The sequence below is a fragment of the Micromonospora sp. S4605 genome (assembly GCF_003176715.1).
GTDB lineage: Bacteria > Actinomycetota > Actinomycetes > Mycobacteriales > Micromonosporaceae > Micromonospora > Micromonospora echinaurantiaca.
This window is the reverse complement of the sequence record NZ_QGSW01000075.1, coordinates 1-19,651: the sequence shown is the minus strand read 5'-3', so window position 1 is coordinate 19,651 and position 19,651 is coordinate 1. Positions and strand designations below refer to the sequence as shown.

Below are 19,651 nucleotides of genomic sequence, written 5' to 3'. Positions count from 1 at the left end.
GGCCCCGCAGTCACCGGCGGCCCCGCAGTCGCCGGCGGCCCCGGCCGCGCCCGCGCAGCGGCCCGCGCCGGCCGGGCCGGACGTGCCGCCGGCCGCCGACGGGTCCGACCCGCTGGCCGCCTACGAGCAGGAACTGGCCGACATCGTGCCGCCGCGCTTCGCCCGGGCCGGCGATGAGCCCGAGCCGGTGACCGGCGACGCCGACCGGGTGTACGACGTGGAGGTCTCCGGGATCCGGCTGGCCGACGTGGGCGGCATGGTGGCCGTGAAGGAGCGGCTGGAGCTGGCCTTCCTCGGCCCGCTGCGCAACCCGGAGCTACGCCGGATGTACGGCAAGAGCCTGCGCGGCGGGCTGATGCTCTACGGCCCGCCCGGCTGCGGCAAGACCTTCCTGGCCCGGGCGGTGGCGGGTGAGATGGGCGCCAAGTTCATCTCGCTGTCCATCGTGGACGTGCTGGACATGTGGATGGGCAACTCCGAGCGCAACCTGCACGAGCTGTTCCAGGCAGCCCGGCGCAACGCGCCCTGCGTGCTCTTCCTCGACGAGATCGACGCGCTCGGCCACAAGCGCTCCCAGGTGAGTTCCAGCTCGATGCGGACGCTGGGCAACCAGTTGCTCGCCGAGCTGGACGGCATGGAGGGCAACAACGAGGGCGTCTTCGTGCTGGCCGCCACCAACACCCCGTGGGACGTGGACCCGGCGCTGCGCCGCCCGGGCCGGCTCGACCGGGTGGTGCTGGTGCTCCCGCCGGACGCCGACGCCCGCCGGGCGATCCTCGAGTACCACCTGCGGGACCGGCCGATCGCCGGGATCGACCTGCGCAAGGTGGTCGCGGCGACCGAGGACTTCTCCGGCGCCGACCTGGCCCACCTCTGCGAGACGGCGGCCGAGTTCGCGATGGCCGACTCGGTCCGCACCGGCGAGGTGCGGATGATCGAGCAGCGGGACCTGGAGCGGGCGCTGAAGGAGGTGCGGCCGTCGACCCGGCCGTGGATGGCCACCGCCCGCAACGTGGCCATGTTCGCCAACGAGGGCGGCGTCTACGACGACCTGGTGGCGTACCTGAAGCGGCGCAAGCTGCTCTGAGCGCGGGGCGGCCCGGCGGGGCGCCGGGCCGCGCCGCCCGCCGGGCCGGGTCCATCACCGCGCGGGTGTCGCGCGGCGGTCACCGCGCGGATGCCGCTCGGACCGGAGCTCAACCGCGGGCGTGCCGCCGGCCGATGGCGATCACCTTGACCCGCTGCCGGCCGGCCCGCACCATGCCCAGCGCCATGAACGCGCCGGCGATCCGCTCGGCCGCCTCCCGGCTGCTCGCGCCGACCACCTGACGGCGCCGCTCGGGACAGGTCCGCTCGTTGCGCCAGCTGCCGTCGATCGGGCGGACGTCCGTGAGCACCACCAGGAACCGGGTCATCGCCGGCCGCCGGCGCGCTCGGCGGGATCCTGCTGACCAGTACGCACGTCGAGTCCCTTCCGGTGTGCGGCCGCCCTGGTGGTGTGGCACGCGGCGATCGGGTACGGGGGAGAAACCCGACCGCCGCGCGCCCCATCCCCTCCGGTCGCTCACCGCCGCCGTCGCCACGACAACCGGCGGTGAGGACGCGATGACAGATTGACACCTTCACAGCCATGAATGCAACTCTCATCGGCGTTCTCTCATGTACTAATTCCCGATACGTGTGCGACCATCGATGCATGGCTCCCAAGACCGCGCGTGCCCGCCGGCTCGGCATCGCGCTGCGCACCCACCGGGAGGCCGCCGGGCTCACCCTGGAGGCGGCGGCCGACGAGATCAACAGCACCCGGAGCACCCTCTCCCGCTACGAGAACGCCCAGACGCTGGTCAGCCCGGCCACCGTGCGCGCCCTGCTCACCCTCTACGGGGTCGCCGCGGACGACGTCACGGCGGCCGTGCAACTGGCCAAGGACGCCCGCAAGCCCGGCTGGTGGGTGTCCTATTCGTACCTGCTGGACCGGCGCACCATCGACTTCATCGCGCTGGAGGCCGAGGCGACCGGGATCGCCAACTTCGAGCCGTCGGTGGTGCCCGGGCTGCTGCAGACCGCCGACTACATCCGCGGCGTGATGCGCGGCGGTCCGCACACGCTCGGCGACGACCAGGTGGAGCAGCGGGTCCAGCTGCGGCTGGACCGCCAGCAGCGGCTCACCGGCGACGAGCCGCCCATCCTCGACGCGATCATCGACGAGGGCGCGCTGCTGCGTCCGGTGGGCGACCGGGGCGTGATGGAGGGCCAGCTGCGCCACCTGCTGAAGATGGCCGAGCTGCCCAACATCACCGTGCAGGTGATCCCGCTGGCCGCCGGCTACCACCGGGGCACCCGGGGCTCGCTGCACATCCTGGAGTTCGCCGATCCGGAGGACCCGATCATCGCGTCGGTGGAGACGGTGGCCGGGCAGATGGTCCTGGACCGGCCGGGCGACCTGCGTACCTGCACCAAGATCATGGAGCACCTGCGGACCGTCGCGCTCAGCCCGGCGGACAGCCGCGACCAGCTCCTTCAACTCCTGAAGGGACGGTAGGACCATGACCTCGACGATCAGCGCGGCGCTGGCCTCGGCCGGGTGGCGCAAGAGCAGCCACAGCGGCGACGAGGGGGCGTGCGTGGAGGTGGCGGCGATCCCCGGCACGGTGGCCGTGCGCGACTCCAAGGACCCGGCCGGGCCGGCCCTGCTCTTCCCGCCCACGGCCTGGGCGGCCTTCGCCGCGGCACCGCCGCGCCGCGGGCGGCGGCGCTAGCCGCCGACCAGCGGTCGCGGGGCCGGCTCGGCGCGCAGCGCCTCCAGCGCCGCGATCGCCGCGCCCCGGGCGCCGGCCATGTCCCGCTCGGGCACCAGGGCGAACGTGGCCACCTCGGCCTGCTCCGCGCGCAGCACGGTGTGCTCGCGTACGGTCGCCAGGAACCAGTCCCGGAACTCCGGCTCCGCCTCCACCACGCCGCCGCCGACGAAGTACGCGTGCGGGTCGGTGAAGTTCGCCGCGACGGTGAAGAGCCGGCCGAGCGCCATCGCCTGCTGGGTGAAGATCTCCCGGGCCAGCGCGTCGCCGCGCTCCCCGTAGCCGCGGACCAGCTTCGCCGCCCGGGCCGGCGGTTCGGCCGCGAGCGGATGCCCGGGGTGGCGGGTCAGCCAGTACGGCAGCAGGTTGCGGGCGATCCCGGTCAGCGAGGCGACGCTCTCCGCGTCGCCGGCGAAGCCGCAGGCGCAGGTCGGCACGGGCTGGTCCGGGGCGAGCAGGCCGGTGAGCGGGATGTGCACGTGCCCCAGCTCGCCCGCCATGCCGGCGGCCCCGGCCACCACCCGGCCGCTCTCCACCACGCCGCCGCCCAGCCCGGTCCCGACGATGGCCGACACCGACGAGCGCCGCATCGCCTCGCCACCGAAGTACGCGTGGTGGGCGTAGAGCGCTGCCGCGTTCCCGTCGTTGTGGTAGACCACCGGCAGCCCGAGCCGCCGCTCCAGCGCGCCGCGAACGTCGAAGCCGCGCCAGGCCGGCTGGGAGAAGTTCGTCGACCCACGGGACGAGATCACCCCTGTCGCGCTGGCCGGGCCAGGGGTGTCCAGGCCGACCGCGCGCACCTGCCCGCGCGGGATCCCGGTCAACGCCAGCACCCCGTCGAACGCGCGGGCCAGCGCCTCGATCGCCACCTCCGGGCCGGCCAGCACCTCGCTGGGGGTCTCCACCAGGCCGTCCACCAGGAACCGGCCGTCCACGGTGAGCACGGTGGCGTTGTTGCTGGTGCCGCCGTTGTCCAGGCCGACGACCACCGCGCTCTCCACGCCCCCCACCGCGCCGCCTCCCGTCGTAGTGACCTGCCGGAAGGCTAGTTCCCGTCGCCGAGCTCCGCCATGCCCACGCCCCGGCCGCGCCGGTCACCCCCACCGCACCCGTGGCGGCGGCAGTCACGCCGGCGGCGGCGGCCGCGCCAGCCGACGGCGGACACCGGCGCGCCAGTACGGGGCCGGACAGCGGCGGCCGCCGGAACGCGTCGCGCTCCGGCGGCCGTCGTCGGTCAGCCGTTGGCGATCAGGCTGGCGATCTCGTTGTAGATCAGGTGGGCCTTGGCGCCCTGGTTCGACGGGCAGCCGCCGAGGTGGTGCAGGGCGATCACGCGGTGACTGCCGTTCAGCACCGGAGAGCCCGAGTTGCCGCCCGAGGTGTCACAGCTGTAGCTGATGTTCCAGGTGTTGTAGTTCCCGTTCCGTACGGTGCAGAGCGCGCCGCCCTGGCTGTCCTCGTAGATCGACAGCCGCTTCGGTCGGCCGTCGCCGTGACCCGGGATGTACATCCGCGTGCCGGTGGCGGTGGCCGTCGTCGCCAGGTACAGCGTGCCGAACCCCTGGATGCTGCTGAAGTTGTTGACCGAGAACAGGGCGTAGTCCAGCTGGCTGGAGCCGCCGGCGCTCACCTTGTACAGGGTGGCGCCGCTGACCTTCGTACCGGCGCCCGGGTTGTTGCCGCCGCAGGTGGCGCACTGGTAGTTGAACTGCATCTCGCTGCCGCTGACGGTGGACTGCGTCGACATGCAGTGCTTGTTGGTCAGCATCCGGTTGGTGTTGCCGACCCGCCAGGTGGTGCACATGCCGCCACCGCTGATCAGCAGCCGGGCCACCGCGTTGCCCCGGGCGTACTCGGTGGGGTGGCTGCTCTGGTAGCAGACCACGTCGCGGCGGGCGTCCGTGCTGCACACGGACTGCGTGGCGAAGTTGTACTGGCCGATCTCCGCGGCGTCGTACCCGCGCCAGAGCCGGTCGATGGTCGCGGCCGCACCGCCCGACCGGCGGCTGCTGTGCAGTTTCACCACCGCGGTGTCGCCGTCCACCGACATGGCCCAGAACCCCGGCCGCCCGTCGGTGGTGTAGTCCGAGCCGGTCGCCCGGTTCAGCGAGCGGTCGTACCGGTAGCTCTCCCGGCCGTCCGGGCTGGACACGGTGACGTAGTCGCCGTGGCCCAGCCGCAGCGAGCTGAAGTGCACCTTCACGTACGCCGCGCCGGGGTGCCGGATGACCTGGGTACGGCCGTCGCGGGCGTACGACAGCGAGCCGTCGACCGTGCGCAGCTCACCGACCGTGGTGACGCCCTCGGCGGAGAACTGTTCCGACTCGGGAGCCCGCTCGGACTGCGGCGCGAGGGGCTGGTCCGGGTCCGCCGCGACGGCGGGCGCCGACACCAGGCTCAGCCCGAGCGCGCAGGCGGCGAACGCGACTGCCGCCGTCCGCACGCGGCGTCGAGATTGCTTCATCGTCGCTCCTCCCCAAGGAGGCGGCCCGTCGCCGCCCTTGCGGTCTTCATACCGGAGCCGATCGATACATACAAGATTATCTATCTAATGGTATGGGTCGGCGGCGGCGATGGCCGCCCGACCCGCACGGCCGGATGGGCCCGGCGGGCCGGGCAGGCCGGTGTGGCGGGGTCAGGTGGGGCGGCGGGCGGTGACGGCGGTGGCCTCCAGGTCGTCGTCCCGCAGCAGGGTCGGGATCAGGCCGGCGGCGGTGAGCAGCGCGCACAGCGCGTCCGCCTGGGCGGCGCTGGTCTCCACCACCAGGTGCCCGCCGGGGGCCAGCCATTCGGCGGCGCCCGCGGCCACCCGGCGCAGCACGGCCAGGCCGTCCGGCCCGCCGTCGAGTGCCACCGGCGCCTCGTGCAGCCGCGCCTCGGGCGGCATCAACGCCACCGCCGCCGTCGGCACGTACGGGGCGTTGGCCACCACCAGGTCCAACCGCCCCCGCCAGGCCGGCGGGACCGGATCGAACAGGTCACCCTGGTACACCTCGACGCCGGTGCCGGCGAGGTTGCGCCGCGCGCAGGCCACCGCCGCCGGGTCGATGTCGGCGCCGGCCAGCCAGCGCGGCGCGAGCCGGCGGGCCAGCGCCAGGGTGGTGGCGCCGGAGCCGCAGCAGAGGTCGAGCGCGGCGGCCGCCGGGCCGGTCACCGCGCCGGCGGCGTCGACCAGCAGGGCGGTCCGACCGCGCGGCACGAACACGCCGGGGTCGACGGCGACCCGCATGCCGCAGAACTCGGCCCAGCCGAGCAGGTGCTCCAGCGGCAGGCCGGCGACCCGGCGGTCGACCAGGTCGGCCAGCGCCCGCGGGGAGTCCGCGGCGGCGATCAGCAGGTCCGCCTCGTCCTCGGCGTAGACGCAGCCGGCGGCGCGCAGCCGGCGCACGAGATCGGCGTGGTCGAAACGGTGGGGGGATGTCATGGGGTACCTCCGGGAACGCTCGTCGGCGCTCCCGGCCCGCCTATTCGGCGGCGACGTGGGAGGGAGCGCCGGTCCGGCTCGTCTGGTGGATCGGACTCACCCCCTCGGTTCGGGGCCCCACCCGGGCCATGGTCGGGCCCGGTGCGGGCCACCGAGACGATAGCTCAACCGGCGGTCGCCGTACCGCCCGGTCCGGCGGCGTCCAGCGCGGCGGTGACGTCGGCGACCAGATCGACGGTGTCCTCCACGCCGCAGGAGAACCGGACGAAGCCGGGGCCGGTGGCGTCGCCCCACTGGGCCCGCCGGTCGGCGGTGGTGTGCAGCCCGCCGAAGGAGGTGGCCGCGAACACCAGCTTCGCGGCGGCCAGGAACCGGGCCACCCGCTCGGCGTCACCGAGGTCGAAGGAGAGCACGCCGGGAATCCGGCGCATCTGCGCCGACGCCACCGGGTACGCCGGGTCGTCGGGCAGCCCGGGCCAGCGCAGCCCGGTCACGTCCGGGCGGTCGGCGAGCAGCCGGGCGATCGCCTCGGCGTTCGCGGTCTGCCGGGCCAGCCGCAGGTCCAGGGTGGCCAGCGAGCGGTGCGCCAGCCAGGCGTCGAACGCGCCGGGGACCGCCCCGGCGGTGGACCGCCAGCCGGTGACCTTGTCGAGCAGTTCGGCCGACCGGCTGGCCACGTAGCCGAGCAGCAGGTCGGAGTGGCCGGTCAGCGCCTTGGTGCCGGAGGCGACCACCAGGTCGGCGCCGAGGTCGAGCGGGCGCTGCCCGAGCGGAGTGGCGGTGGTGTTGTCCACCGCCAGCAGAGCGCCGGCGGCGCGCGCCTCGGCGGCCAGCGCGGCCACGTCGGCCACGTCCAGGCCGGGATTGGCGGGCGTCTCGACCAGCACCAGGCGGACGCCGTCCAGCGACGGGTAGGGGCCGGCGGTCGGCACGAAGCGCACCCGCACCCCCAACTCCTCCAGGGTCCCGGTGGCGAACGACCGCACCGAGTAGTAGCCGTCGGCGGGGAGCAGCACGGTGTCCCCCGGACGCAGCACCGCCAGCAGCAGCCCGGTGATCGCCGCCTGCCCGCTGGCGAAGACCCGGCAGACGCCGCCCTCCAGGTCGCCGATCGCCGCCTCCAGCAGCCGCCGGGTCGGATTGTCCGGCCGGCCGTACCCGTTCGGCGTCGCCGCCGGGCCCTGCCACGGGTCGAGGTGGTACGGCGCCGCGAAGACCGGCCCGGGCAGGAACGGCTCCCCCGGCACCGGCTCGGGCAGCCCGGCGTGCACGCACCGGGTTCCGTCGTGCTGATCGGCCATCTCGCTCACTCCGGTTTGGTCGTACGGCTCATCAGGGCGGCCACCGCCAGCCGGGGGTCGACCCCCTCGTGGCAGACCAGTTCCACCTGCTCGGTGATCGGCATCTCCACCGCGTGCGCCCGGGCCAGGTCGCGGATGGCCAGCGCGCTCTTGACCCCCTCGGCGGTCTGCCGGGTGGCGACCCGGGCCTCCTCCAGGGTGGCGCCCCGGCCGAGGTGCTCGCCGAAGGTGCGGTTGCGGGCCATCGGCGACGAGCAGGAGGCGACCAGGTCGCCCATCCCGGCCAGGCCGGCGAAGGTCAGCGGGTCGGCGCCGAGGGCCACCCCGAGCCGGGCCGTCTCGGCCAGCCCCCGGGTGACCAGCATCGCCCGGGTGTTGTCGCCGAAGCCCATGGCAGTGGCGATGCCGTAGGCCAGGGCGATCACGTTCTTGACCGCGCCGCCCAGCTCGCAGCCGATCACGTCGTCGTTGGTGTACGGGCGGAAGTACGGCGTGGTGATGGAGCGCTGCACCAGCGTGGCCCGGTCCGAGTCGGTGCAGGCGACCACGGTGGCGGCCGGCTGCTCGGCGGCGATCTCCGGGGCCAGGTTCGGGCCGGAGACCACCACCACCCGGTCCGCCGCCACCCCGGCGGTCTCCACGATCACCTCGCTCATCCGCTTGGTGGTGCCCAGCTCGATGCCCTTCATCAGGGAGACCAGGGTGGCGTCCGGGTGCAGCTGCCCGGCCCAGCCGGCGAGGTTGCCGCGCAGCGTCTGCGACGGCACGGCCAGCACCACCAGCTCCGCCCCGGTGATCGCCTCGGCGGCGTCCCCGGTCGCGGTCACCCGCGCCGGCAGCACCAGGTCCGGCAGGTACTCCGGGTTACGCCGCTCGGCGCGGATGGTGTCGGCGACCGGCTGGCGGCGGGCCCAGATGGTGACGTCCCGACCGGCGTCGGCGAGGATCTTGGCGAACGCCGTCCCCCACGAGCCCGCCCCGAGCACCGCCACATGCCCGCTCATGCCGCCACCTCGCTGCGCTCGGCGACGCCATGAGGCTCCACAGCACTGAGCCGATGATTCACTCGCTGACGCTCGCTCATGCCGCCGCCTCCGGCTGCTGGCCCTGGTCCGGGGTCGGGCGGGGCGGTCGTTCCCACAGCGGCGGCGGGGTGCCGCCACGGATCTCGGCGAGCAGGTCGCGGATGCTCAGCATGATCGCGTCGGTCATCTCCTCGAGGGTGGCCCGGGTCGGGGTGGCGCCCGCCCACGCGCTCAGGTCGACCGGTGGTCCGGCGGCCACCGACACCGGGATCCGGGGCCGCAGGCTCAGCCGCGTGGTCCGCGGGTCGAAGATCCGCTCCGGGCCCCACATGGCGACCGGGATGACCGGGGCGCCGGTGGCCAGCGCCAGCCGGGCGGCGCCGGTCTTGCCCTTCATCGGCCACAGGTCGGGCTCCCGGGTGATGGTGCCCTCCGGGTAGATCACCACCGCGCCGCCCTCGTTCAGCGCGGCGACCAGGGCGTCCAGCGACCGGACCGCGTCCACCGTGCCCCGCTCGACCGGGATCTGCTTGCACCGGTGCAGGATCCAGCCGACCACCGGAACCTTGAACACGCTGGCCTTGCCGAGGTACTGCGGCCACCGCCCGGAGTCGTAGATGAAGTGCGCGGAGACCAGCGGATCGGCGTGCGAGAGGTGGTTGGGCACCACGATCACCCCGCCCTCGCGGCGCAGGTGCTCCATGCCGCGCCAGGTGCGCCGGGTCCAGACGGTCATCACCGGCTTGACCACTACCACGGCGAACCGTTGCCAGAACCCCAGCCTCCGCCGTGTCACTGCGCCTCCTCGTGCCGCCCCGACCCGCGCACCGGACCCACCGGTGACAGCCGCCGCGGGAAATCATGCCTGCTCGCCCTCGGTACGGCCAGTGAGGGTACCGCCGGCCGGCTGGCAGGATTGCGGGTGTGAGTCAGCCGACCTGGGCCGTGGTGGTGCCGGTGAAGCGCCTGGCCGTCGCGAAGAGCCGGCTGCGGGGCGCGCTGGCGGGCGTACCGCACGAGGAGCTGGCGCTGGCCCTGGCGACCGACACCGTCGCCGCGGTGCGGGCCTGCCCGGCGGTGGCCGAGATCCTGGTGGTCACCGACGACGCCCGGGTGGCCGCGGCGGCCCTCGACGCGGGCGCCCGGGTGCTGCCCGACCGGCCGGGCGCCGGGCTGAACGCCGCGTTCCGGCACGGCGCGGCCGCGGCCGGCGGCGGGTGGGTGGCCGGGCTCACCGCCGACCTGCCCGCGCTGCGCCCGGCCGAGCTGGCGGCGGCGCTGCGGGCGGTGTGCGCCGGCCCGCCGGGGGTACGCCGGTTCGTGGCCGACGCCCCGGGCGACGGCACCGTGCTGCTCGCCGCGCCACCCGGGCTGCCGTTGGACCCCCGGTTCGGGGTCGGCTCGGCCGGCGCGCACGCGGCGAGCGGGGCGCTGCCGCTGGCCGGGAGGTGGCCGAGCCTGCGCCGGGACGTGGACACCGCCGCCGACCTGGCGGCGGCGGTCCGGCTCGGGCTGGGGCCGCGGACGGCGGCGCTCGCCGCGGCCCGCTGCCCGGCCTGACCCGCCCGGTGTACGGTGCTGGCATGCAGGGCACGGTGGCCACCTTCGACGCGGCGACCCGCAGCGGGCTGCTGCTCCTCGACGACGGCACCGAGCTGGCCTTTCCCGCCCGGGCGTTCGACGCCTCCGGGCTGCGGCTGCTCCGCCTCGGCCAGCGGGTGCGGATCGACCGGGACGCCAGCGGTGCGGTCGTCCGGGTGACGTTGCCGACGATGGCCTGACCGACCGCGCCAAGTTCATTTTGCGTTAACCCGGGTCGGGTGATTATGAGCGGGTGAGCACCCCTCGCGAGCATCCCGCCGGCCCGCGCGCCACCGAGCCGGCCGCCCCCCGCAACGGCACCCGCGCCCGAGGCGCGGACGGCCGCTTCCGTCCCGCCGGCAGCGCCGAGACCGCGCACGCCACGGTCGACCCGCTCGGGCCGGGCACCGACGCCGGTGCCGCCTCGGCCGGGCTCGAGGAGGTGCTGGACCCGGAGGTCGGCCCGCCGGCCGTCGACGAGGCGCCCGCCGCCCCGCCGCTGCCCGAGGACCGCTTCTTCAACCGGGAGCTGTCCTGGCTCGACTTCAACGCGCGGGTGCTGGCGCTGGCCGAGGACGCCCGTACGCCGCTGCTGGAGCGGGCCAAGTTCCTGGCCATCTTCGCCAGCAACCTGGACGAGTTCTACATGGTGCGGGTGGCCGGGCTGAAGCGGCGGCTCCAGGCCGGCCTGCCGGTCCGCGGCGGCGACCGGATGCCGCTGCGCACCCAGCTGGAGCTGATCGCCGGGAAGACCGCCACGCTGGTCGCCCGGCACGCCGCCTGCTTCGTCGACGACGTGCTGCCGAGGCTGGCCGCCGAGGACGTCCGGATCCTGCGCTGGGCGGACCTGGACGACGCCGAACGGGAGCGGCTGCGCGCGTACTTCCGGGAGCAGATCTTCCCGGTGCTCACCCCGCTCGCGGTCGACCCGGCGCACCCGTTCCCGTACATCTCCGGGCGGTCGCTGAACCTGGCGGTGGCGGTCCGCGACCCGGACGGCGGCTCGGAGCTCTTCGCCCGGGTGAAGGTTCCGAACAACGTGCCCCGGTTCGTCCGGGTGCACCGCGACCGGCCGGGCGTACGGATGCTGCCGGTGGAGGACCTGATTTCAGTGCACCTGGAGCAGCTCTTCTCCGGCATGCAGGTGGTGGAGTGCCACCTGTTCCGGGTCACCCGCAACGCCGAGGTGGAGGTCGACGAGGACCGCGACGAGGACCTGCTCCAGGCGCTGGAGCGGGAACTGGCCCGGCGCCGGTTCGGCCCGCCGGTCCGGCTGGAGGTGGCCGCCTCGATCTCCGACCACATGCTGGAGCTGCTCGTCCGCGAGCTGGACATGGCAGACCAGGACGTGCTGCGGGTGCCGGGCCTGCTGGACCTCTCCGCGCTCTGGCAGGTCTACAACGAGGCCGACCGGCCGGACCTGAAGGACCCGCCGTTCGTGCCGGCCACCCACCCCCGGCTGACCGAGGGCGAGGTGCCGCGCAGCGTCTTCGCCACCCTGCGCGACGGCGACATCCTGGTGCACCACCCGTACCACTCGTTCGCCACCAGCGTGCAGCGCTTCATCGAGCAGGCCGCGGCCGACCCGGACGTGCTGGCCATCAAGCAGACCCTCTACCGCACCAGCGGCGACTCCCCGATCGTGGACGCGCTGGTCGACGCGGCCGCCGCCGGCAAGCAGGTGGTGGTGCTGGTCGAGCTGAAGGCGCGCTTCGACGAGGTGGCCAACATCGGCTGGGCCCGCACCCTGGAGCGCGCCGGCTGCCACGTGGTCTACGGCCTGGTGGGGCTGAAGACGCACTGCAAGACCGCCCTGGTGGTACGCCAGGAGGGCAACCAGATCCGCCGCTACTGCCACATCGGCACCGGCAACTACCACCCGAAGACCGCCCGGCTCTACGAGGACTTCGGCATGCTCACCGCCGACCCGGAGATCGGCGCCGACCTGACCGACCTGTTCAACGTGCTCACCGGCTACAGCCGGCAGACCGGCTACCGGCGGCTGCTGGTGGCGCCGCAGGGCATCCGCAGCGGCCTGATCGAGCGGATCGAGCGCGAGATCGCGCACGTCCGGCTCGGCGTGCCGGGCCTTGTGCAGTTCAAGGTGAACGCCCTGGTCGACGAGGAGATCACCGACGCCCTCTACCGGGCCTCCCGGGCGGGTGTGCACGTCGACCTGCTGATCCGCGGCATGTGCACGCTGCGTCCCGGGGTGCCGGGGCTGTCGGAGAACATCCGGGTGCGGTCGATCCTCGGCCGGTTCCTGGAGCACTCCCGGATCTTCCGGTTCGGCAACAACGGCAACGCCGAGTTCTGGATGGGTTCGGCCGACCTGATGCACCGCAACCTCGACCGCCGGGTCGAGGCGCTGGTGCGGGTCAGCGACCCGGTGGCCCGGGCCGAGCTGGACCAGGTGCTGACCGCCGCGATGAGCCCGGAGGTGGACGCCTTCGAGCTGGCCGCGGACGGCACCTGGACCCGGCGTACCGGCACCGCCGAGGCGCCCCTGACCCAGCTGCAGGAACTCCTGCTGCATCGGGTCGCTGGCACCGCGAGCTGACCGTGGCGCGCATAGGCTGACCAGATGCTGGATGAGCGGGATTCGGCCGGCGCGGGCCGGACCGGGCCGGCCGACGATCCCGACGACGCGACGCGGATCCGGGCCGCCGGCGGGGTGGTCTGGCGTCCGGGCGGGCCGGACGGCCCGGTGGTCTGCCTGGTGCACCGCCCCCGCTACGGTGACTGGTCGCTGCCCAAGGGCAAGCTGGAACCGGGCGAGCGACCGCTGGTGGCCGCCGTCCGGGAGGTGGCGGAGGAGACCGACGTGCGGGCCGTGCCGCAGGTGCGGCTGCCCACCGTGAGCTACCGCAGCGAGGGCCGGCCGAAGGCGGTCGACTACTGGTCGATGCGGGCGGTGGCGAACGGCGGCTTCGAGCCCGGCACCGAGGTGGACGAGGTGCGCTGGCTCGGCGTCGACGAGGCGATCCGGCTGGTCAGCTACCCGCACGACGCGGAGGTGCTGGCCGCGTTCGCCGCGCTGCCGGCGGTCACCGCGACGGTGGCGCTGGTCCGGCACGCGCACGCCGGCCAGCGGGGCACCTGGACCGGCCCGGACACCGGCCGGCCGCTGGACGCCCGCGGCTGGTCGCAGGCGCACGCGCTGGTCCCGCTGGTGGCGCTGGTACGCCCGGTGCGGCTGGTGTCGGCCTCGGCGCGGCGGTGCGTGCAGACCCTCGACCCGGCGGCCGCCGAACTCGACCTGCCGATCGAGGTGGTCGGCGACCTGGACGAGCCACGGCCGGGCCAGCAGCCCGACGAGTGCGCGCTGGCCGCCGCCGCCCGGCTGGTTGAGCTGGCCGCCGCCGGCGAGTCGGTGGCGGTGTGCAGCCAGGGCAGGGTGATCCCGGGCGCCCTGGCCCGGCTCACCGGGCGGGCGGACGACTTCAGCACCCCGAAGGGCGGCGGCTGGTTGCTGGCGTTCGCCGGCGACCGCCTGCTCGCCGCCGACCGCCTCTGAGTCGGTCCCCGCCGGGGCGCCGGCTGGGTTTCCGCGCCGGCACGGGTGTCGCGCCGCCCGGGCCTGTCGCGCCGCCCGGGCTCGTTGCGCCGCCCGGGCTCGTTGCGCCGCCCGGGCTCGTTGCGCCGCTGCGGCCCGCGGCGCCGGCGGCCCGGGTCAGGGCAGGGTGAGCGTCACCGCGACCGGCAGGTGGTCGCTGGCCTCGCTGCGCGGCGCCACGGCGCCCGAGGCGGCGAGACCGGGCGAGACGAGGACGTGGTCGATCTGCTGGCGCGGGTCGTCGGCCGGGCTGGTGGGCAGCGGCCGGGCCGTCGCCAGCGCGTCGACCAGGCCGGCCCGGGTGAACTCCGCGAAGGCCGCCTCGCCCGGTTCGGTGTTCAGGTCGCCCGCGACCACCAGCGGGCGGCCGGCGGCGTACCCGGTGGCGAACTCGGCGACCGCGCGGGCCTGGACCACCGGCTCCTGGTCGGGCGGGGGTTGCAGGTGGGTGCTCACCACCGCGAGCCGGACCCCGCCACCGAGGTCGAGGTCGACCGCGAGCGCCTGCGCCCCGGTGGGCGCGCCGACCGCCGGCAGCGCCCGGGTGCGCGGCGCGGTGGTCGGCCAGCGGCTGAGCACGGCGTCACCCCAGACGGGATCGGCGGCCGGCGCGAAGACGTACGGCATGTCGAGCCGCTTCGCCAGCAGGGTGAGCGTGTCGTGGCCGCCGTTGAGCAGCCAGGCCCGGTCCACCTCGCTGAGCACCACCACGTCCGGCCGTTCGGCGCTGACGACCCGGGCCAGGCCGGTCAGGTCGAACCGCCCGTCCAGCCCGAAACCCATCCGCACGTTGTAGGCCACCAGCCGGACCGTCTGCGGCGGACCGGGGCGGTTGCTCGCCACCAGCCACGGTCCGTGCCCCCACGCGGCGAGCAGGGTCACCGCGGCCAGCGCGGCGGCCGTCCGCACCGGGGGCAGCGTCGCCGGCGGGCGGCGCGCGGGCGTCGGGGCGGTCACGGCCACCCCGGCGACCAACGCGGCCACGGCGACCGGCGCCCAGCCGTTGGGGTAGCCGAGGTCGTAGGCGGCGTAGTAGCCGATGGCGGCGACCGCGAAGACCAGCATCCCGGCGACGGCGGCGTAGCTGCGCCGCAGGTCGGCACGGGCGGGCCCGGGGGCGGCATCGTCCCCGGACTCGCCGGTGCCGACCGTGGCCGGCTGCGCGGGCGGGCCGGCGGCGGCACCGCTCGCCGGAACGCCGGCGCCGACCGTGACCGCGCCGGCTCGTGCCGGCTCGGCGCGGGGTGCCGGCTCCGCGCCGAGTGCTGGCTCGACGATCGGGCCCGGCTCGACGATCGCGCCTGGCTCGGCGCCGGGTTCCGGTTCGGTGCCGGGTGCGGGCGCGTCGGTGCGGGCCAGGCAGCCGCCGAGGCCGACTGCGGTCAACAGGACCGCCGGGACGAGCAGCGCCGGCCGGTCGAGAGCGAAGAGCAGCGCCCCGAGCAGCAGGGCCACCGGCGCGGCCGGCCACCAGCGCCGTACCGGCGCCAGCGCGGCGAGCACGAAGAGCCCGATCGCTCCGCCGGCCAGCGCCAGGCCCAGCGGCGGTGGCCCGGCGATGCCGTCGCCCGGGCCGTACCAGTAGGACATCGCCGTGCTGGCGAGCGCCGGGGAGAGCGCGACCATGCCGGCCAGCAGCAGTCCCGGGCCGGCCAGCAGCCAGGCCCGACCGCCGCCGGCCGCCGGTTCCGTCGGCCGGCTCGACGGGCGCGGGACCTCCGTGGCCAGGAAGAGCGCGGCCAGCCCGCCACTGGCCGACCAGGCCAGCCAGTCGCCGCGCCAGACCAGGTCGTACGTGTCGAGCAGCGCGTGCCCGACGGCGGCGAGGGCGAGCCCCAGCGCCAGCCCGGGCACCGGTCGGGGCGTGCCGGCGGCGACGCCGGCCAACCACAGCAGACCGGCCAGCAGACCGGCGGTGGCCAGCCACAGTTGCGTCCGGCCGCCCGGGGCGGCGGTCAGCGCCAGCCGGATCGCGGCCAGCAGCACCGCGGCGGCGAGGGTGACCCGCCCTGCGCCGATCCGCCGGACCAGCGGCGGCGCGGCCAGCGCGAGCAGGAACCAGCCGAGCGCGAAGGCGCCCATCAGCTCCGCCGGGGTGGACGCCGCCTGCCCGAAGATGGTGATGATCGACGGCAGCCAGACCCGCAGCACGTCGGTGAGGAGGACGAGGCCCAGGGCGAGCGCGGCGGTGGTGAGGTGGCGGTAGCGCACCGGCGCCCTCTTCTCGTGACCGGCGGGGTTGGTCGGCACGGCGATTCTGCGCGCGGGACCGCTTTCCGGTCAACGGCTGCCGACTCCGGACCCGGTCGACGCCGGATCGACGGCCACCATCGCCGGGACGGCGATACACCGAGACCCAGCTACGCCGAGGGGCGCCCACCACGACGGTGGACGCCCCTGCGGTACGGGCCGGGTCAGCGGCGGGTCGCTGCCTTCTTGGCCGGGGACTTCTTGGCCGGCGCCTTCTTGGCCGCCGCGCTCTTGCTGGCCGTGGCGGTCTTCTTCGCCGCGGTGGCCTTCTTGGTCGCCGCGGCGCTCTTCGTCGCCGGGGCGGTCTTCTTGGTGGTGGTCTTCTTCGCCGCGGCGGTCTTGGTGGCCGCGGCACTCTTCTTCGCCGGGGCGGTCTTCTTGCCGGCGGCGGTCGCCTTGGCCCCGGTGGCCTTGGCGCCGGTGGTCTTGGCGGCCGTGACGGTCTTCTTCGCCGCCGCCGTGGCCTTCGGCACCTTGCCGCTGGCCACCATCTCCTTGAACCCGGCACCCGGCCGGAAGGTCGGCACGGATGTCTTCTTGACCTTCACCGCCTCGCCGGTACGGGGGTTCCGCGCTGTTCGCGCGCCCCGGACGCGCTTTTCGAACGCTCCGAAACCGGTGATGGCCACCTTCTCGCCCTTGGTTACCGCCGCCTGGACCTCAGCGAGGACCGCGTCGAGCGCGGCCGTCGCCGTCTTCCGGTCCCCCAGGCGAACGGCGAGCGCCTCGATGAGCTCGGCCTTGTTCACGACTTCCTCCCGATTGTGCAACTGACTCGACGCGAGCCATTCTGCGCGCACGGTATGCCCTGTGCTGCCGGGACACAAACATTCGGTGGAAAAAAGCCCTTGTGTCGCAACGGATTCGCCCCCACCGGCAGAACCGGTGGGGGCGGAAACCGATGCGGGCTGGGGCGTACGGCTATCCGACGCTCGGCAGGAACGCCGGCCGACGCCCCTCGAAAGCGCTGATCGCCGTCTCGTGTCGGAGGGTGAGTCCAATGTCGTCCAAGCCCTCCATCAGCCGCCAGCGGCTGAAGTCGTCCAGCGGGAACGACCAGGTGGCGTCCCCGGCCCGGACCTGTCGGGCGGCCAGGTCGACGGTGACCGGGGCGGTCGGGTCGGCCTCGACGAGAGCCCAGATTTCTTCGACCGCTTTCAATTCCAGCTCGACCGGGAGCAGACCTTCCTTGAGCGCGTTGCCGCGGAAGATGTCGCCGAAGCGCGGGGAGATCACCGCGCGGAACCCCCAGTCGCGCAGCGCCCAGACGGCGTGCTCGCGGGATGATCCGGTGCCGAACTCGGGGCCGGCCACGAGAATCGACGCCCCCGAATAGGCGGGATCGTTCAGCACGAATTGCTGATCTTCACGCCAGGCACTGAACAGACCGTCGGCGAATCCGGTCCGGGTCACCCGCTTGAGGTACACGGCCGGAATGATCTGATCGGTGTCCACGTTGGACCGGCGCAGCGGCACGGCGGTGCCGGTGTGGGTGGTGAACCTCTCCATCTGCGGTGTGCCCCTTCTACAGATCGGCGGGAGCGGCCAGCCGGCCCACCACGGCGGTGGCGGCGGCGACCGGCGGGGAGACCAGGTGGGTGCGTCCGCCCCGGCCCTGGCGGCCCTCGAAGTTACGGTTGGAGGTCGAGGCGCAGCGCTGACCGGGGGTGAGGGTGTCCGGGTTCATGCCCAGACACATCGAGCAGCCGGCGAACCGCCACTCCGCTCCGGCGTCGGTGAAGACCTTGTCCAGCCCTTCCGCCTCGGCCGCCTCACGGACCGCGGCGGAGCCGGGCACCACCAGCATCCGGACGCCGTCGGCGACCCGGTGCCCGCGCAGCACGTCGGCGGCGGCCCGCAGGTCCTCCAGCCGGCCGTTGGTGCAGGAGCCGACGAAGACCACGTCGATCGGCAGTTCGCGCAGCGCGGTGCCGGGACGGAGGTCCATGTACTCCAGGGCCCGGCGGGCGGCGGTCCGCTCGCTCTCGTTGGCGAACTCCTCCGGATCCGGCACCGAGGCGCCCAGCGGCGCGCCCTGCCCGGGGTTGGTGCCCCAGGTCACGAACGGGGTGATCCGGCTGGCGTCCAGGGTCACCTCGGCGTCGAAGGTCGCCCCCTCGTCGGTGGGCAGCGTCCGCCACCAGGCCACCGCCGCGTCCCAGTCGGCGCCGCGCGGGGCGTTGGGCCGCCCCTTGAGGTACGCGAAGGTGGTTTCGTCCGGCGCGATCATGCCGGCCTTGGCGCCCCACTCGATGGACATGTTGGCGATGGTCATCCGCCCCTCCATGGACAGCGACCGGATCGCCTCGCCGCGGTACTCCACGATGTGGCCGCGGCCACCCCCGGTGCCCACCTGGGCGATCAGGGCGAGCACCAGGTCCTTGGCGGTGACGCCCGGGCCGAGCTGCCCGGTGACGGTGACCGCCATCGTCTTCGGGCGGGCCTGCGGCAGCGTCTGGGTGGCCAGCACGTGCTCCACCTCACTGGTGCCGATGCCGAAGGCGAGCGCCCCGAACGCGCCGTGGGTGGCGGTGTGCGAGTCGCCGCAGACGATGGTCATGCCCGGCTGGGTGAGGCCGAGCTGCGGACCGATCACGTGCACGATGCCCTGGTTGTCGTCGCCCAGCGGGTGCAGCCGGATGCCGAACTCGGCGCAGTTGCGGCGCACCCTCTCGATCTGCGTACGCGAGGTGGGGTCGGCGATGGTGAGCAGGTCACCGCGCCGCGACCGGAAAGCCGGATCGGCGTACCCGGTCGGGGTGTTGTGGTCCTCGGTCGCGATCGTCAGATCGGTGCGGCGCACCCGGCGGCCGGCGAGCCGCAACCCGTCGAAGGCCTGCGGGCTGGTCACCTCGTGCAGCAGGTGCAGGTCGATGAAGAGCAGATCCGGCTCGCCCTCGGCGGACCGTACGACGTGCGCGTCCCAGACCTTCTCGGCCAGGGTCCTGGGCGCCGGCTCGGGAGTGACTCCCACCATCTGGACATCCTAAATTCTGGGAGGTAAATTTCGGCTTGTGGGACACAGTATGAGCGGTGTCGGCGTTCTCGACAAGGCGGTGGTCATCCTGGCCGCCTGCGTCGACGGCGCCAGCCTGGCCGAACTCGTTGAACGCACCAAGCTGCCCCGGGCAACGGCGCACCGGTTGGCACAGGCACTGGAGATCCACCGAATGCTGGTACGCGACACCCAGGGCCGCTGGCGCCCCGGCCCGCGTCTGGGCGAGCTGGCCAACGCCGCGCCGGACGTGCTGCTGACCGCGGCGGAGCCGCTGCTGGCAGCACTGCGGGACGCGACGGGCGAAAGCGCCCAGCTCTACCTGCGCCGCGCCGACGAGCGGATCTGCGTGGCGGCCGCCGAGCGGGCCAGCGGACTGCGGGACACCGTGCCGGTCGGTTCCGTGCTGCCGATGACCGCCGGGTCGGCGGCGCAGATCCTGCTCGCCTGGGAGCCGCCGGAGGCGGTGATGCCGCTGCTGCCCCGGTCGAAGTTCACCGGCCGCACGCTGGCCGAGGTCCGCCGGCGCGGCTGGGCGCAGAGCGTCGCCGAGCGGGAGGCCGGTGTGGCGAGCGTCTCCGCCCCGATCCGGGACCGCACCGGCCGGGTGATCGCCGCGATCAGCATCTCCGGCCCGATCGAACGCCTCGGCCGCCGCCCCGGCGAACGCCACGCCATGGCCGTAGTCCGCGCCGGCCAACGCCTCTCCGGCCTCTAACCC

Annotated in this window: 19 protein-coding genes; 8 read left to right on the top strand and 11 right to left on the bottom strand. The window is 74.6% G+C overall.

Annotation, left to right across the window (positions count from 1 at the left end):
- Nucleotides 1-1,087, top strand: a 1,087-nt coding sequence (locus DLJ47_RS04255; protein WP_109898792.1) for an ATP-binding protein, incomplete at its 5' end; no start/stop codon positions are given.
- A gap of 109 nt (nt 1,088-1,196) precedes the next feature.
- On the opposite strand, the gene DLJ47_RS04250 is transcribed toward DLJ47_RS04255, so the two are convergent.
- Entirely contained in the window at nt 1,197-1,415 is a 219-nt protein-coding gene (locus DLJ47_RS04250; RefSeq protein ID WP_088995555.1) for a hypothetical protein, read from the bottom strand.
- Between the two features lie 281 nt (nt 1,416-1,696).
- Between DLJ47_RS04250 and DLJ47_RS04245 the strand changes: the two genes are divergently transcribed.
- Both DLJ47_RS04245 and DLJ47_RS04240 read left to right on the top strand, forming a co-directional pair.
- On the top strand, nt 1,697-2,542 hold the full coding sequence (locus DLJ47_RS04245) for a helix-turn-helix domain-containing protein (protein ID WP_088995556.1): 846 nt from the start codon (nt 1,697-1,699) through the stop codon (nt 2,540-2,542).
- A gap of 4 nt (nt 2,543-2,546) precedes the next feature.
- Entirely contained in the window at nt 2,547-2,759 is a 213-nt protein-coding gene (locus DLJ47_RS04240; RefSeq protein ID WP_109898791.1) for a DUF397 domain-containing protein, read from the top strand.
- On the opposite strand, the gene DLJ47_RS04235 is transcribed toward DLJ47_RS04240, so the two are convergent.
- The 6 genes from DLJ47_RS04235 to DLJ47_RS04210 form a co-directional block, all read right to left on the bottom strand.
- Complete coding sequence (locus DLJ47_RS04235) at nt 2,756-3,799, bottom strand: ROK family protein (protein WP_233257648.1); 1,044 nt, start codon at nt 3,797-3,799, stop codon at nt 2,756-2,758. The two genes, DLJ47_RS04240 and DLJ47_RS04235, sit on opposite strands and share 4 nt — an antisense overlap.
- 233 nt (nt 3,800-4,032) lie before the next feature.
- Entirely contained in the window at nt 4,033-5,262 is a 1,230-nt protein-coding gene (locus DLJ47_RS04230) for a trypsin-like serine peptidase (protein ID WP_109898790.1), read from the bottom strand.
- Nucleotides 5,263-5,433: 171 nt separating this feature from the next.
- Nucleotides 5,434-6,222 (bottom strand): putative protein N(5)-glutamine methyltransferase, encoded by a 789-nt coding sequence (locus DLJ47_RS04225; RefSeq protein ID WP_109898789.1) that lies wholly within the window; start codon nt 6,220-6,222, stop codon nt 5,434-5,436.
- A 164-nt stretch (nt 6,223-6,386) separates the two neighbouring features.
- Nucleotides 6,387-7,523, bottom strand: a complete 1,137-nt coding sequence (locus tag DLJ47_RS04220; protein WP_109898794.1) for a cystathionine gamma-lyase — start codon at nt 7,521-7,523, stop codon at nt 6,387-6,389.
- A 5-nt stretch (nt 7,524-7,528) separates the two neighbouring features.
- On the bottom strand, nt 7,529-8,527 hold the full coding sequence (locus DLJ47_RS04215; protein WP_109898788.1) for an NAD(P)H-dependent glycerol-3-phosphate dehydrogenase: 999 nt from the start codon (nt 8,525-8,527) through the stop codon (nt 7,529-7,531).
- Nucleotides 8,528-8,603: 76 nt separating this feature from the next.
- Nucleotides 8,604-9,344, bottom strand: coding sequence for a lysophospholipid acyltransferase family protein (locus DLJ47_RS04210; protein WP_109898787.1), 741 nt, complete (start codon nt 9,342-9,344; stop codon nt 8,604-8,606).
- Nucleotides 9,345-9,472: 128 nt separating this feature from the next.
- Between DLJ47_RS04210 and cofC the strand changes: the two genes are divergently transcribed.
- The 4 genes from cofC to DLJ47_RS04190 are packed head-to-tail and all read left to right on the top strand — an operon-like array spanning nt 9,473 to nt 13,646.
- Entirely contained in the window at nt 9,473-10,108 is a 636-nt protein-coding gene (gene cofC, locus DLJ47_RS04205; protein ID WP_109898786.1) for a 2-phospho-L-lactate guanylyltransferase, read from the top strand.
- Between the two features lie 23 nt (nt 10,109-10,131).
- Nucleotides 10,132-10,329 carry a cold-shock protein gene (locus DLJ47_RS04200; protein WP_109898785.1) on the top strand — a complete coding sequence of 66 codons (198 nt, stop codon included), beginning with the start codon at nt 10,132-10,134 and terminating at the stop codon, nt 10,327-10,329.
- A gap of 53 nt (nt 10,330-10,382) precedes the next feature.
- Complete coding sequence (locus tag DLJ47_RS04195; protein WP_109898784.1) at nt 10,383-12,689, top strand: RNA degradosome polyphosphate kinase; 2,307 nt, start codon at nt 10,383-10,385, stop codon at nt 12,687-12,689.
- Between the two features lie 24 nt (nt 12,690-12,713).
- Nucleotides 12,714-13,646, top strand: coding sequence for an NUDIX hydrolase (locus tag DLJ47_RS04190; RefSeq protein ID WP_109898783.1), 933 nt, complete (start codon nt 12,714-12,716; stop codon nt 13,644-13,646).
- Nucleotides 13,647-13,802: 156 nt separating this feature from the next.
- On the opposite strand, the gene DLJ47_RS04185 is transcribed toward DLJ47_RS04190, so the two are convergent.
- The 4 genes from DLJ47_RS04185 to leuC all read right to left on the bottom strand — a co-directional run bounded on the left by DLJ47_RS04185 (nt 13,803) and on the right by leuC (nt 18,912).
- Nucleotides 13,803-15,935 carry an endonuclease/exonuclease/phosphatase family protein gene (locus DLJ47_RS04185; RefSeq protein WP_233257647.1) on the bottom strand — a complete coding sequence of 711 codons (2,133 nt, stop codon included), beginning with the start codon at nt 15,933-15,935 and terminating at the stop codon, nt 13,803-13,805.
- A gap of 164 nt (nt 15,936-16,099) precedes the next feature.
- On the bottom strand, nt 16,100-16,684 hold the full coding sequence (locus DLJ47_RS04180; protein ID WP_199235691.1) for an HU family DNA-binding protein: 585 nt from the start codon (nt 16,682-16,684) through the stop codon (nt 16,100-16,102).
- A 172-nt stretch (nt 16,685-16,856) separates the two neighbouring features.
- A complete protein-coding gene (gene leuD, locus DLJ47_RS04175; protein WP_109898781.1) occupies nt 16,857-17,444 on the bottom strand; it encodes a 3-isopropylmalate dehydratase small subunit in 588 nt (195 codons plus the stop codon).
- Between the two features lie 16 nt (nt 17,445-17,460).
- Nucleotides 17,461-18,912, bottom strand: coding sequence for a 3-isopropylmalate dehydratase large subunit (gene leuC, locus DLJ47_RS04170; RefSeq protein WP_109898780.1), 1,452 nt, complete (start codon nt 18,910-18,912; stop codon nt 17,461-17,463).
- A 49-nt stretch (nt 18,913-18,961) separates the two neighbouring features.
- Here leuC and DLJ47_RS04165 point away from each other — a divergent pair, with 49 nt between their 5' ends.
- A complete protein-coding gene (locus DLJ47_RS04165; protein ID WP_013284529.1) occupies nt 18,962-19,648 on the top strand; it encodes an IclR family transcriptional regulator in 687 nt (228 codons plus the stop codon).
- Nucleotides 19,649-19,651: the final 3 nt, after the last annotated feature.

Coding starts and splice junctions, on each gene's coding strand:
- DLJ47_RS04250 (WP_088995555.1), bottom strand. CDS start 1,415: ATGACCCGGTTCCTGGTGGTGCTCACGGACGTCCGCCCGATCGACGGC.
- DLJ47_RS04245 (WP_088995556.1), top strand. CDS start 1,697: ATGGCTCCCAAGACCGCGCGTGCCCGCCGGCTCGGCATCGCGCTGCGC.
- DLJ47_RS04240 (WP_109898791.1), top strand. CDS start 2,547: ATGACCTCGACGATCAGCGCGGCGCTGGCCTCGGCCGGGTGGCGCAAG.
- DLJ47_RS04230 (WP_109898790.1), bottom strand. CDS start 5,262: ATGAAGCAATCTCGACGCCGCGTGCGGACGGCGGCAGTCGCGTTCGCC.
- DLJ47_RS04225 (WP_109898789.1), bottom strand. CDS start 6,222: ATGACATCCCCCCACCGTTTCGACCACGCCGATCTCGTGCGCCGGCTG.
- DLJ47_RS04220 (WP_109898794.1), bottom strand. CDS start 7,523: ATGGCCGATCAGCACGACGGAACCCGGTGCGTGCACGCCGGGCTGCCC.
- DLJ47_RS04215 (WP_109898788.1), bottom strand. CDS start 8,527: ATGAGCGGGCATGTGGCGGTGCTCGGGGCGGGCTCGTGGGGGACGGCG.
- DLJ47_RS04200 (WP_109898785.1), top strand. CDS start 10,132: ATGCAGGGCACGGTGGCCACCTTCGACGCGGCGACCCGCAGCGGGCTG.
- DLJ47_RS04190 (WP_109898783.1), top strand. CDS start 12,714: ATGCTGGATGAGCGGGATTCGGCCGGCGCGGGCCGGACCGGGCCGGCC.
- leuD (WP_109898781.1), bottom strand. CDS start 17,444: ATGGAGAGGTTCACCACCCACACCGGCACCGCCGTGCCGCTGCGCCGG.
- leuC (WP_109898780.1), bottom strand. CDS start 18,912: ATGGTGGGAGTCACTCCCGAGCCGGCGCCCAGGACCCTGGCCGAGAAG.
- DLJ47_RS04165 (WP_013284529.1), top strand. CDS start 18,962: ATGAGCGGTGTCGGCGTTCTCGACAAGGCGGTGGTCATCCTGGCCGCC.